Here is a 12,472-nt window from a genome sequence, read left to right as displayed (position 1 = left end):
CCAAAACCGCGCTCAGCGATAAACCGGGAAATCAGCGCACAGCGCAGACACGTGCTTGGCCACATTGGCCTCGACATCGGCGTCACCGAGGTTGTCGAGGATGTCGCAGATCCAGCCCGCCAGCTCCACGCATTGCGTCACCTTGAAACCACGGGTGGTCACCGCCGGGGTACCGATGCGCAGGCCCGAAGTCACGAACGGCGACTGCGGGTCATTGGGCACGGCGTTCTTGTTGACGGTGATGTGGGCGCGACCGAGGGCGGCGTCTGCGTCCTTGCCGGTCAGGCCCTGGCGGATCAGGCTGACCAGGAACAGGTGGTTATCGGTGCCGCCGGACACTACATCGTAGCCGCGTTTGATAAACACGCTGGCCATGGCCTGGGCGTTGTCGATCACCTGCTGTTGATACGCTTTGAAGCCTGGCTCCATTGCCTCCTTGAAGCACACCGCCTTGCCCGCGATCACATGCATCAACGGGCCGCCCTGGGCGCCGGGGAATACAGCGGAGTTGAGTTTTTTCTCAATCTCTTCGTTGGACTTGGCCAGGATCAAGCCGCCACGTGGACCGCGCAAGGTTTTGTGGGTGGTGGTGGTGACCACATCGGCGTAAGGCAGCGGGTTCGGGTACAGACCCGCAGCCACCAGGCCGGCGACGTGAGCCATGTCAACGAACAGCAGCGCACCGACCTTGTCGGCGATGGCGCGAAAACGCGGGAAGTCCAGGGTCTTGGAATAGGCGGAGAAGCCGGCAACGATCATCTTCGGCTTGTGTTCCACGGCCAGGCGCTCGACTTCGTCGTAGTCGATCAGCCCGGTGTCGGTGTTGATGCCGTACTGCACCGCGTTGTACAGCTTGCCCGACGACGACACCTTGGCGCCGTGGGTCAGGTGACCGCCGTGGGCCAGGCTCATGCCGAGGATGGTGTCACCGGCATTGATCAGCGCCAGGTACACCGCACTGTTGGCGGACGAACCGGAGTGCGGCTGCACGTTGGCGTAATCGGCGCCGAACAGTTGCTTGGCGCGCTCGATGGCCAGGGCCTCGACTTTATCCACATGCTCGCAGCCGCCGTAGTAGCGCTTGCCAGGGTAGCCTTCGGCGTATTTGTTGGTCAGGCCGCTGCCCTGGGCCTGCATCACACGCTTGCTGGTGTAGTTCTCCGACGCGATCAGCTCGATATGATCTTCCTGGCGCTGCTCCTCGGCATTCATGGCCGCCAGCAGTGCGTCGTCATATCCCTGGATCTGGTCTTGTTTGCTGAACATCGCGTCTCTCCCAGCCTTTCGTATTGTTGAGGCCCGTGCAGGGCCCTTTGATGCGATGGTAGGGCTGGCGCAGGCAGGTCAAATGCCTACGCACGCCACGCAAAGGTGCGTTTACGACATGGCCAGAACAACACTGAACAAATCTGGGAGCGGGCTTGCTCGCGAATGCGGTGTGTCAGGCAGCACATGCATTGGCTGGGCCACCGCATTCGCGAGCAAGCCCGCTCCCACAGGGGCTATGTGATGACCTTTCGAAGGAGTAGCAGCAGTAAGAAATGCGCGGGATAAAGTGCATACGCCCAGCGGCGCATGGCCGGGGGCGAGGCGCCTTGGGCATGTCGCAACAAGACCAATCCGGCCAATGGCGCAATCAGGCAGGTGGCCAACCCGAGCATCGCGACGAGATTGCCGCTATTGAGTAAGACCTGCCATTGATTGGCAGCTACACACACCAACCCCGGCAACACGCTGAAATACCAGGGGCGACTAAACACCAACAACATCGCCAGCGGCAGCAATACACCAAAAAAGCCGAACATCAGTTGCGCCGAGCACACAGCGCCGGCCAGCAGGGCAATCAGCGCCAATCCGCGGTCAAAAAGCGTCTTTTGCTGCCATCCTCGGGCAACCAGCAAACCCAGCGCCAGGGTCGGCAGCACATTCAATGTATCGGCATTGTCGATAAACAGCCGATACGGCACCTCGCTGATCACGCTGAACAGCAGCAGCCACCCCAGGTAACGCCATTGCCCGGTGACGGGCGCATCACGGACCCGCTGCAAATTGGCCGCAATCGCCAGGCAAAACCACGGGAACGCCAGGCGCCCCGGCACGTACAGGCCATCGAGGCTTAAACCGACATAGCGCAAGTGGTCCAGCACCATGCTCAATAGCGCCAGCCATTTGAGCAGGTCCAGCGCGCCATCGCGCTCGCGCTGTAAAGGAATCGTTTCAGTACCGTGCATAATTCCCCAGAGACTTTGCATTAACAGTGCGTGCGCGCTCCGGATATTCTTGGTTAAAGTGCGCACCAACATCGACCACAGGAACGGGCCATGACCGACAAGAGCCAACAATTTGCCAGTGACAACTATTCCGGTATCTGCCCGGAAGCCTGGGCCGCCATGGAGCTCGCCAACCAGGGCCATCAACGCGCCTATGGCGATGATGAATGGACCCACCGCGCCGCCGACGGATTCCGCAAACTGTTCGAAACCGACTGTGAAGTGTTCTTCGCCTTCAACGGAACAGCGGCCAACTCCCTGGCCCTGTCTTCCTTGTGCCAGAGCTACCATAGCGTGATTTGCTCGGAAACCGCCCACGTCGAGACCGACGAATGCGGCGCGCCGGAGTTTTTCTCCAACGGCTCCAAGCTGCTCACCGCGCGCACCGAAAACGGCAAGCTGACCCCCGAATCCATCCGCGAGATCGCCCTCAAGCGCCAGGACATCCACTACCCCAAGCCCCGCGTCGTGACCCTGACCCAGGCCACCGAAGTGGGCAGCGTGTACACCCCGGATGAAATCCGCGCCATCAGCGCCACCTGCAAGGAACTGGGGCTGAACCTGCACATGGACGGTGCACGCTTCTCCAACGCCTGCGCCTTCCTCGGCTGCTCGCCTGCCGACCTGACCTGGAAAGCCGGTGTGGATGTGCTGTGTTTTGGCGGCACCAAAAACGGCATGGCGGTGGGTGAAGCGATCCTGTTCTTCAACCACAAGCTGGCGGAAGACTTCGATTACCGCTGCAAACAGGCCGGCCAACTGGCGTCGAAAATGCGCTTCCTTTCCGCCCCTTGGGTCGGCCTGCTGGAAAACGACGCCTGGCTCAAACATGCACGCCACGCCAACCACTGCGCCCAGTTGCTCAGCAGCCTGGTAGCGGATATTCCCGGCGTGGAATTGATGTTCCCGGTGCAGGCCAACGGCGTGTTCCTGCAACTCTCGGAACCGGCCATCGCGGCGCTGACGGCCAAGGGCTGGCGCTTCTACACCTTCATCGGCAAGGGCGGTGCGCGCTTCATGTGTGCGTGGGATACCGAGGAAGATCGGGTGCGTGAACTGGCAGCGGATATTCGTGAGGTGATGGGCGCCTGATCTCATCCGGCTTGCCGGTGTGGGCCTGATACTGGCGGAATGCCGAGACTATTTTTTGATATTTCTGACAGCACCCAGCCTGCTTTTCATGGGCTAGCCTCTTGGAACCCGCAATGAAAGGCCACTGCACAGGCCGCCTTGCGGGCCACACTGCCTGCCGAACTATCGGCCGGAAACGGAAATCCAGCAGAGGGCTGCACCATGGAAAATCAAACCTTCGGCAACATCCTGCAAAGCGATACCCAACTCTCGACCACCCTCGTCGGCTGGGATGAATTCCGCAAACTGGCGAAGGTCGGTGACATCATCCAGGAACCTGGCCAGACCTTGAGAATCACCGAAAAAGTCTTCGAACCGACAGCTTCAGGCGAGCAATTCGCGATTCATATCTACGCCCGCTAACTTCCTGATCGTCCCACGCTCTGCGTGGGAACGCCTCCCAGGACGCTCTGCGTCCCCTCAAGGATGAGCCTATGGGTAGAAGCCGCTACGTCATCACCGAACCCGAAAAACCACACTTCCTGACATGTACCGTCATGGAGTGGCTACCACTGTTCACTCGTGACTACCTCGTCAGTCATCTTCTGGATTGTTGGCGATATCAACAAAACCACCACGCCCTCAACCTTTATGGCTACGTCGTCCTGGAAAACCACCTGCACTTCGTCGCTCAGGCGCCTGACCTGAGCAAATGCGTCAGCCAATTCAAATCCTTCACCGCTCGAACCATCATCGATGACCTGCACAGCAAAGGCGCTGAACGGGTATTACAACGTCTGCGCTTTTGCAGACGTGCACACAAGGTAGATCGGGTGTATCAACTCTGGCAGGAAGGCTCACATGCCGAGCTGGTATACAGCGAGGCGGTGATGCGCCAGAAGCTTGATTACATCCACCACAACCCAGTGAAGCGGGGTTATGTGGACCTTGCTGAACACTGGAGGTACTCCAGTGCTCGCAACTATTTGGGCATGGAGGGGTTGATCGACATCCAGCGCTGGTATTGAAGATCGTTCCCACGCTCTGCGTGGGAACGCAGCCTGTGACGCTCCGCGTCACATCGCACACAAGGGACGCGGAGCGTCCCGGGAGGCATTCCCACGCGGAGCGTGGGAATGATCAGGGGGGGTATTAGAACTCGATCCGCACATCGCCCTTCGGCACGCTGCAGCACGACAGGATGTAGCCTTCGGCTTCGTCTTCCTCGGTAATCCCGCCGTTGTGCTCCATCTCCACTTCCCCACCCAGTTTCATCACCTTGCATGTGCCGCATATGCCCATGCCGCAGGCCTTGGGAATCAGCAGGCCCAGCTTGGCAGCTGCCGCATGCACGGTTTCCCCGGGTGCCACACGAATGCTTTTGCCTGACGAGATAAATTCCACCTGGTGCAGATCCGCCAGGTCGATTTCCGGCGCATCGGCGGCCTGTTCGGCTTGTTCCACAGCATCGGCCCGCGCCTCCGGTGGCGTGGCGCCGAAGGATTCCTCGTGGTAACGGCTCATGTCGAAGCCATTGGCTTCCAGCAGGCGCTTGACCGCGTTCATATAGGGCGTAGGGCCGCAGCAGAACACTTCGCGCTCAAGGAAGTCCGGCACCATCAGTTCGAGCATTTTCTGGTTGAGGTAACCCCGATAACCGGCCCACGGCTCGCCCAGGCCGTGTTTCTCACAGATCAGGTGCAGGCTGAAGTTGTCGATGCGCGACGCCATATGCTCCAGCTCGCGGTGGTAGATGATGTCTTTCGGCGAGCGGGCACTGTGCACAAACACCATGTCGACATTGGCGTTGGTGTCGTAATACCAGCGCGCCATGGACATCACCGGGGTGATCCCCACGCCGCCGCTGAGGTACAGCACCTTGGGGTTGCTGAAGTCGATGGCATTGAACAGCCCGACCGGCCCGTGTACCGCCAGCTCCTGGCCTTCGTGCAGGGTGTCGTGCAACCAGTTGGAGACCTTGCCACCCGGCACGCGCTTGATCGTCACCGAGAAGCTGTAGGGCACCGATGGCGAGCTGGAAATGGTGTACGAGCGCATGATCGGCTGGCCGTCGATCTCCAGCTCCAGGGTGACGAACTGCCCCGGCTTGAAAAAGAACAGGATCGGCTGGTCGGCCATAAAGCAGAAGGTGCGCACATCCCAGGTTTCCTGGATGACTTTGACGCAACGGACGATGTGCCGACCATTGGCCCAGGTCTGGGTGGTGACAGGATTCAGGAAGCTGTTGGACATGCTGTTCTCCACGGCCGTAGTTCGGCTTGATGCTGGCGATTCTGCGTAACGCCGCGACCTGCCATTTACCTATCTGCGACATTCGCATACTTATCGCGACCAGCCCCCATACCACTGGGGTTGCGCGTCGGGAACAGAGTGGGCCATGTCGTTAATGGATAAGGTTGCGGGCAGCACCGGGCCCACACTCGCAGCCAACAACGACGCTTTCTTTACGCCTTGCTGCAAACCTGATCAGCCACTTATCGCGGCCACACAGAATGGCCTTGAGGACACACATAATGGACGTCACCGCAACCTTGAGCTTGGGCGATCCGCTGGAACCCGCACGCAAGGCCACCGCGCAAATGCTGCAAGAGCGCGAGCGCACTTTTTCGCTGCCCCAGCCGTTTTACTCTGACCAGCGGCTGTTCGATATCGACATGCAGGAGATCTTCCAGAAGGAATGGTTGATCGCCGGTATGACCTGCGAAATCCCGGCCAAGGGCAACTACCTGACCCTTCAGATCGGCAAGAACCCGATCATCGTGATTCGTGGCGCCGAAGGCGTGGTGCATGCCTTCCACAACGTCTGCCGCCATCGCGGCTCGCGCCTGTGCACCAGCGACAAGGGCAAGGTCGCCAAACTGGTGTGCCATTACCACCAGTGGACCTACGAACTGGACGGGCGCCTGCTGTTCGCCGGCACCGAGATGGGCGCCGACTTCGACATGAAGCAGTACGGCCTCAAACCGGTGAACGTGAAGACCGCCGGCGGCTACATCTTTATCAGCCTGGCCGAGAACCCGCCGGCCATTGATGACTTTTTGTCGACGCTGAACCATTACATGGAACCCTACGACATGGAAAACACCAAGGTGGCGATCCAGACCACCTTGTTCGAAAAAGCCAACTGGAAACTGGTGCTGGAAAACAACCGCGAGTGCTACCACTGCAACGCCTCCCACCCCGAGTTGCTGAAAACCCTGCTGGAATGGGACGACGTCACCGACCCACGGGCTGACCAGGCGTTCAAGGACCACGTCGCCGCTTCAGCCGCCGCCTGGGACGCCGAGAAGATCCCTTACGCCCACGCCAGCTTCGGCCTGCGCAACCGCATCGTGCGCATGCCACTGCTCAAGGGCACCGTGTCGATGACCCTGGATGGCAAGCAGGGCTGCAAGAAACTGATGGGCCGCATCAAGAACCCCGACCTCGGCTCGATGCGCATCCTGCACCTGCCGCACTCGTGGAACCACTGCATGGGCGATCACATCATCGTCTTTACCGTGTGGCCGATCAGCGCCCAGGAAACCATGGTCACCACCAAGTGGCTGGTGCACAAGGACGCTGTGGAAGGGGTGGACTACGACGTCGAGCGCATGCGCCAAGTGTGGGACGCGACCAACGACCAGGACCGGCGTCTGGCCGAAGAGAACCAGCGCGGAATCAACTCCACCGCTTACCAGCCAGGGCCGTACTCCAAGACCTATGAGTTTGGCGTGGTGAACTTTGTGGACTGGTACAGCGAGCGCATGCTGAACAACCTGGGGGCGGCACCGGCGCCGTACCTCAAAGGTGTCGCCGCACACGAGTAACTGATGTACCAGAGATCAAAAATGTGGGAGCAAGTCTGCTCCCACATTTGGATACTCATCTGTTCATAAATTGACCATCACTGCTCCAGCCCGCCACTACCCTGCACTCCAGCCATCGCCCAACAACTTATCCACAAACCCACCCACAGCAATTGTGGGCAACTGCCCTGTTCCCTTGAAATAAAACCAAGAAAATCCGTGACTTATTCAAAGCAGCAGGTTTTATCCAACATTGATCAGTTTTTAACCAGAAGCTCACAAGCCACGTTCTATATGGCCTGCAGAGGAACGCAAACACCTTATCCACAGAAGCGCCAACAGACTTTGGGGGCAACTTTGCCCCTTCTGTGGAAAACCGCCTGCAACCGAGCAAAATCGAGGCTTTACGCGCGTAGATCGGTTGAAACAGCGATATTGATCATTTTTCAACCAATTTACTACAAGCCTTTATCCCTATGGCTTACAGCGGATAGCGAACATCTTATCCACAGAAGCACCAACAGACTTTGGGGGCAACTTTGAACCAGGCTATTTCCTTATCCACAGAAAAAGCCGAGCAAAAACCGTCGCTTAGGTTGGTTGTTTTTCGTACAGAGGGCTGCAGGGCTTGATTTCACTGGGGAGTGGACAACCGCGAACAGGTTATCCACAGGTGAACCAACAGGGATTGTGGGTAACCCCCAGTCGAGGGCTACGGGTACTGCATCAAATAAGCTTTGCCGGTGACACCTAGCATCGGGTGCGGGGTTATCTGGCAACTGTCGACAATCCGAAAGCCATGGCGCTCATAGAACCTCAGGGCACCGGTATTGGCCGCATAGTCAATCAGGCTCAAGCCGATAAGCCCAAGGTGCTCGGCCCGCTGTCGGGCATGGGCGAGAAATTGCACGCCCAAGCCTTGGCCGCGCCAACCTTCGTGCAGCGCCAGGCTGGAAATATAAAGGGTATCGGGGATCTCCAGGTCCGCGTAGGGAGCAAGGACTGGATCGGTAACCGGCTCTGCATCCGGATCATGGCGCATGACATAACTGTGCATCATGCCCACCACCACGCCCTCTGATTCGGCGATCAGGCAATTTTCATAAGAGAAATCCACACCCGAGCGCGCATAACGGCTGGCGCCAACGTCCAGGAGTTCCTGGCCTGGCTCTGCGAGCTGGCTCCAGATGTAAGCCGCGGCTCCTTCTGAAGAGATCAGGAACAGACGCGCTATATCGCGGGCATCGGCGGGCACTGCCGCGCGGAAGTTGACGGGCATGGGGCTGGATCCTTTGGCTGAAAATTTATTTAAGCTCACACCCAGGCACTGGCAAAGGCTGGCATCGCGGTATGTATGTGCGATTATTTCAGCCCTAGCGAACCACACCCTCCTCAATCAGCAGCTTGAGAATTGCCTCAGCGCCCGCCTCAGGGCTTACCCCCTTCAGCACCTGCCCACCTCCGCCGCTGGCCTTGGCCGTGGCGGCCTTCATGCGGTCGGCGCCGCTCTTGGCCTTGATCACCTTGAGCCGCTTGGGCCGAGGCTTGGCCGGTTGCAGCACGGCGCCTGTGAATAACTCATCGTCCACCACCGCCACGTCGTGCTCCTGCAGCACGCCACGCTGGGCCGGGCCGTAGGCGCTTTGCCGCGGCTTGGGCCCGGCGTTATCCACCGTGGCCAGAAACGGCAGGCGCACTTTCAGGCGTCGCCGCTGACCACGAGGCAGCGCTTGCAGTACCTGGGCTACGCCGCTGTCGATGGACTCCACCTGAGCCAGGCCGACAATCAGCGGCCAGCCCAGTTGCTCGGCCAGCAGGAACGGCAACATCCCCGAGCCCTCGCCCGTTTCGGCCTGGCTGCCGGTAAGCACCACCTGCGCACCAGTGTCCCGCAGATAGTCGCCGAGCACTGGCAGGGCATCGGCGCCGGCCGGTTGTTCCAGCACGTGTAACTGCGCCAGCCCCATGCCCAGGTAAGCACGCAGGGTCGGCTCGGCGATATCGCCGGCATGCAGCACTTGCAGGTTATCCCCAGCCAGTTGCAACCCCAGCTCGACGGCACGCGCATCCTGTTCGGCGCGGCGCGGCCGGCCGGAGGTCGGGTGGGCGCCTATGGATACCAGGCTGATTACATGGGTGGTCATGGCCATATCCTTTGTTTAAGCCGCATCGCGCTTGGCGCCGTTACGGTGGGCCTGGACCGCAGCAATCAAGGCCCGGAGAATGTCGCCGCTGTCGCCGATCACCGACAGGTCGGCGCGCTTGATCATGTCGCAACCCGGATCGAGGTTGATCGCCACCACCTTGTCGCAGGCACCGATGCCTTGCAGGTGCTGGATCGCCCCGGAAATCCCGACCGCCACATACACCCGGGCGGTGACCCAGATACCACTGGCACCCACCTGGCGATCACGAGCCATGAAGCCATCATCCACCGCCACCCGCGACGCACCTTCGGTAGCGCCCAGGGCCGCGGCCGTCTGATGGAACAAGTCCCAGTCCTTGACCCCATTGCCACCGGAGAAAATAAACTCGGCCTCGGCCATGGGAATCGCACCGGGATCCACTGCCACCGCACCCAGATCCTCAATACGCGGCAAGCTGCGCGCCAGGGCTGTGGATAACTCCACCGGCAACACTTCATGGCGCGTTTCGCTGACTGGATCGGCACATTCCACCGCAGCGAGGATCAGCCGTGGCAGCGTGCGCGCCAGGTCTTCCTGGCCCGCGCCGGCACGGCCGATGCACTCATTACCCTTGATCTGCCACACCCGGGTGGCCGGGCGCTCCGTGAGGCTCGCGGCAAAGCGCCGCCCCAGTTCACCCCCGCCACTGCGGCTGTCGGGCAGCAGCCAATGACGCGGGCGGAACTGGTTATCCACAGCCCGCAGGCCATGGACCCGCTGCTCCGGTGAATAACCCTCGAATTCGTGGCCGTCGAGCACCAGCAGGCGATCCACGCCGGCCGTGTCGAAGGCACTTTCCTTATGTTCGCCAAACACCACCGCCAGCACCGCACCGTCGCTGCCGGCCAGTTGCCGCGCCAGGCCCAGCAAGTCGCGGTCGTGGCTGCTCAGGCGGCCGCCGACCATGTCCGGCACCACGTTGATGTAAAACGCCGGGGCTGGCACCTGGTGCAGCGGCAACTGCACTTGCGCCGCGGCCGTACGTTTGGTCGCACCGCCCTGCTGGGCGCCGCTGCGGTCGATCCGCTTGATGCCGTTGGGGCCGATAAAACCGATGCCATGCACATTTTTACGGATGATGCCGTTAGGCCCCATCCAGCTGTGCTCCTCCGGTTGCATCGCCGCGTGCAACGGGTGCAAGCGGTTGCGGGCGATCCATTCAGCCCGTGGATCGCGGCGGATAATGTCGCTCATCAGTGGACCTCCGCTGGTACACGTGTGTTCTTGGCCGGTGCAGCCTCTTCGAGCAAGGCATCCGCCACCAACTCGGCAATGTCCTTGATCAGTGGGCGGGGCTCGACAACCCCTTCGAGCATCGCCGTGCACTGTGGGCAACCCACGGCTACCAGCTCGGCGCCGGTCTCGCGGATGTCTTCCATACGCATGTCGGGGATGCGCTGCTTGCCGGGAATATCAGTGATCGGCGCGCCGCCACCGCCACCGCAGCAACGGGAACGGAAACCCGAACGTTGCATCTCCTTGACCTCAATCCCCAGTGCCCGCAGCACTTGGCGCGGGGCCTCGTACTCACCGTTATAGCGCCCCAGGTAGCACGGGTCGTGGTAGGTCACGCTGTTGCTCTTGTGCTGGCCCAGGTTCAGCAGGCCTGCGTCGATCAGCTCGGCCATGTAGGTGCTGTGGTGCTGCACCTGGTAGTTGCCGTCGAAGGCGCCGTATTCGTTTTTCAACACATGGAAGCTATGGGGATCGCAGGTCACGATGCGCTGGAAGCGGTACTTGGCCAGGGTCTGGATATTGCGCGCGGCCAGCAATTGGAACGTCGCCTCATCGCCCAGACGCCGGGCCACGTCGCCGCTGTCGCGCTCCTCCAGGCCTAGTACGGCGAAGTCTACCTTGGCCGCTTTCAGCACTTTGACGAAGGCGCGCAAAGTGCGTTGGTTGCGCATGTCGAAGGCGCCGTCGCCGACCCAGAACAGCACGTCGGTGGTTTGCTTGTCGCCGAGCAATGGCAGGTTCAAATCCGCCGCCCAGTTCATCCGCCCACCTGGGGCGAATCCGCCGGGGTTGTCGGTGGCGATCAGGTTCTCCAGGACTTCGGCGCCCTTGTTCGGCGTGGCACCTTTTTCCAGGGTCAGGTGGCGGCGCATATCAACGATGGCGTCTACGTGCTCGATCATCATCGGGCACTCTTCGACGCAGGCGCGGCAGGTGGTACACGACCACAATGTCTCGGCGTCCACCAGGCCATTGACGATCGGTTGGTGCGGATTGCCGCCGTGTTCGCCCACGGGCTTGCCGGGATACGGGCTGCCGGCGAATTTGGCATCCGTGCCGCCGGCCAGGCCGACCACCATGTCCTGGATCAGCTTTTTCGGGTTCAGCGGCTGGCCGGCGGCGAAGGCCGGGCACGCGGCTTCGCACTTGCCGCACTGCACACAGGCGTCAAAACCGAGCAGTTGGTTCCAGGTGAAATCCTTGGGTTTTTCCACGCCCAGGGGCGCGTTCTTGTCGGCCAGGTCCAGCGGCTTCAAGCCGGTGGAACGGCCACCGCCAAAGCGTTCGGCGCGGCGGTGCCAGGCCAGGTGCAGGGCGCCGGCAAAGGCGTGTTTCATTGGCCCGCCCCAGGTCATGCCGAAGAACATTTCCGACACGCCCCACAGCACGCCCACACCGAGCAGCGCGGCCAACAGCCAGCCACCGAAGTCGGCAGGCAGGAGCCCGGCCACCGGCAACGTCACCAGGAAGAAGCTCACCGAGAACGCCATCAGGCTTTTCGGCAGGCGCATCCACGGGCCTTTGGACAGCCGCGACGGCGGGTTGCGCCGGCGCAGATAGACGAAGGTGGCGCCGACAAACATCAGCACCGATGCCAGCAGCAAGGCGTAGCCGAGGATACGGTTATGCAGGCCGAAGCCGTGCACCAGGATCGCCAGCAACGCCGACAGCACAAAGCCCAGGGCCGTGGCGACGTGGGTGTTGGCGATGTATTTGTCGCGGGCGACCACGTGGTGCAGGTCGACCATATAGCGCTTGGGCATGGCCAGCAGGCCACCCAGCAGGTCGACCTTGGCGGCACGGCCACGGCGCCACATATTCACCCGGCGCAGGGCGCCGAGGACGGCGAGGCCCATCGCTGCGAACAAAAGAACAGGAAGCAAGGTGTTCAACATGGTGA

11 protein-coding genes are annotated in these 12,472 nt (G+C 60.9%); 4 read left to right on the top strand and 7 right to left on the bottom strand.

Translation table 11 applies throughout. The annotated features are described in order from the left end of the window. Positions 1–12 precede the first annotated feature (12 nt). Both HBR94_RS16185 and HBR94_RS16180 read right to left on the bottom strand, forming a co-directional pair. A complete protein-coding gene (locus HBR94_RS16185; RefSeq protein WP_057440269.1) occupies positions 13–1,266 on the bottom strand; it encodes a serine hydroxymethyltransferase in 1,254 nt (417 codons plus the stop codon). Positions 1,267–1,502: 236 nt separating this feature from the next. Continuing rightward, positions 1,503–2,231, bottom strand: coding sequence for a TraX family protein (locus tag HBR94_RS16180; protein WP_170045191.1), 729 nt, complete (start codon positions 2,229–2,231; stop codon positions 1,503–1,505). Between the two features lie 90 nt (positions 2,232–2,321). Here HBR94_RS16180 and HBR94_RS16175 point away from each other — a divergent pair, with 90 nt between their 5' ends. The 3 genes from HBR94_RS16175 to HBR94_RS16165 all read left to right on the top strand — a co-directional run bounded on the left by HBR94_RS16175 (position 2,322) and on the right by HBR94_RS16165 (position 4,369). Further along, positions 2,322–3,362 (top strand): low specificity L-threonine aldolase, encoded by a 1,041-nt coding sequence (locus HBR94_RS16175; RefSeq protein WP_057960833.1) that lies wholly within the window; start codon positions 2,322–2,324, stop codon positions 3,360–3,362. A 201-nt stretch (positions 3,363–3,563) separates the two neighbouring features. Further along, a complete protein-coding gene (locus HBR94_RS16170; RefSeq protein WP_057960834.1) occupies positions 3,564–3,764 on the top strand; it encodes a hypothetical protein in 201 nt (66 codons plus the stop codon). Between the two features lie 71 nt (positions 3,765–3,835). After that, positions 3,836–4,369, top strand: a complete 534-nt coding sequence (locus HBR94_RS16165; RefSeq protein ID WP_120734262.1) for a transposase — start codon at positions 3,836–3,838, stop codon at positions 4,367–4,369. A gap of 124 nt (positions 4,370–4,493) precedes the next feature. Here HBR94_RS16165 and gbcB read toward each other — a convergent pair whose 3' ends face one another. Next, on the bottom strand, positions 4,494–5,594 hold the full coding sequence (gene gbcB, locus HBR94_RS16160) for a glycine-betaine demethylase subunit GbcB (RefSeq protein WP_057440266.1): 1,101 nt from the start codon (positions 5,592–5,594) through the stop codon (positions 4,494–4,496). A gap of 281 nt (positions 5,595–5,875) precedes the next feature. Here gbcB and gbcA point away from each other — a divergent pair, with 281 nt between their 5' ends. After that, positions 5,876–7,171, top strand: a complete 1,296-nt coding sequence (gene gbcA, locus HBR94_RS16155) for a glycine-betaine demethylase subunit GbcA (RefSeq protein WP_057440265.1) — start codon at positions 5,876–5,878, stop codon at positions 7,169–7,171. Positions 7,172–7,862: 691 nt separating this feature from the next. Here gbcA and HBR94_RS16150 read toward each other — a convergent pair. From HBR94_RS16150 to dgcB, 4 genes are all read right to left on the bottom strand, one after another. Beyond that, a complete protein-coding gene (locus HBR94_RS16150) occupies positions 7,863–8,429 on the bottom strand; it encodes a GNAT family N-acetyltransferase (protein WP_057960837.1) in 567 nt (188 codons plus the stop codon). A gap of 94 nt (positions 8,430–8,523) precedes the next feature. Continuing rightward, the gene (locus tag HBR94_RS16145; RefSeq protein ID WP_057440263.1) at positions 8,524–9,294 is read right to left on the bottom strand and encodes an electron transfer flavoprotein subunit beta; all 771 of its coding nucleotides are present in this window, start codon (positions 9,292–9,294) and stop codon (positions 8,524–8,526) included. 15 nt (positions 9,295–9,309) lie between these two features. Then, positions 9,310–10,530, bottom strand: a complete 1,221-nt coding sequence (locus tag HBR94_RS16140) for an electron transfer flavoprotein subunit alpha/FixB family protein (protein WP_170045190.1) — start codon at positions 10,528–10,530, stop codon at positions 9,310–9,312. Beyond that, on the bottom strand, positions 10,530–12,467 hold the full coding sequence (gene dgcB, locus HBR94_RS16135; RefSeq protein ID WP_170045189.1) for a dimethylglycine demethylation protein DgcB: 1,938 nt from the start codon (positions 12,465–12,467) through the stop codon (positions 10,530–10,532). The genes HBR94_RS16140 and dgcB overlap by 1 nt, the downstream gene beginning before the upstream one ends. Between the last annotated feature and the right edge of the window lie 5 nt (positions 12,468–12,472).

Source organism: Pseudomonas sp. WS 5412 (assembly GCF_012985615.1).
Taxonomy (GTDB): domain Bacteria; phylum Pseudomonadota; class Gammaproteobacteria; order Pseudomonadales; family Pseudomonadaceae; genus Aquipseudomonas; species Aquipseudomonas shahriarae.
The sequence above is the reverse complement of the archived record's forward strand: the minus strand, read 5'-3'. Positions and strand labels throughout refer to the sequence as shown.

What these genes read in the sequence shown, in the direction of transcription:
- HBR94_RS16150 (WP_057960837.1), bottom strand. Translation starts at nt 8,429, where the DNA reads ATGCCCGTCAACTTCCGCGCGGCAGTGCCCGCCGATGCCCGCGATATA.
- HBR94_RS16185 (WP_057440269.1), bottom strand. Translation starts at nt 1,266, where the DNA reads ATGTTCAGCAAACAAGACCAGATCCAGGGATATGACGACGCACTGCTG.
- dgcB (WP_170045189.1), bottom strand. Translation starts at nt 12,467, where the DNA reads ATGTTGAACACCTTGCTTCCTGTTCTTTTGTTCGCAGCGATGGGCCTC.
- HBR94_RS16180 (WP_170045191.1), bottom strand. Translation starts at nt 2,231, where the DNA reads ATGCACGGTACTGAAACGATTCCTTTACAGCGCGAGCGCGATGGCGCG.
- gbcA (WP_057440265.1), top strand. Translation starts at nt 5,876, where the DNA reads ATGGACGTCACCGCAACCTTGAGCTTGGGCGATCCGCTGGAACCCGCA.
- HBR94_RS16145 (WP_057440263.1), bottom strand. Translation starts at nt 9,294, where the DNA reads ATGACCACCCATGTAATCAGCCTGGTATCCATAGGCGCCCACCCGACC.
- HBR94_RS16165 (WP_120734262.1), top strand. Translation starts at nt 3,836, where the DNA reads ATGGGTAGAAGCCGCTACGTCATCACCGAACCCGAAAAACCACACTTC.
- gbcB (WP_057440266.1), bottom strand. Translation starts at nt 5,594, where the DNA reads ATGTCCAACAGCTTCCTGAATCCTGTCACCACCCAGACCTGGGCCAAT.
- HBR94_RS16140 (WP_170045190.1), bottom strand. Translation starts at nt 10,530, where the DNA reads ATGAGCGACATTATCCGCCGCGATCCACGGGCTGAATGGATCGCCCGC.
- HBR94_RS16170 (WP_057960834.1), top strand. Translation starts at nt 3,564, where the DNA reads ATGGAAAATCAAACCTTCGGCAACATCCTGCAAAGCGATACCCAACTC.
- HBR94_RS16175 (WP_057960833.1), top strand. Translation starts at nt 2,322, where the DNA reads ATGACCGACAAGAGCCAACAATTTGCCAGTGACAACTATTCCGGTATC.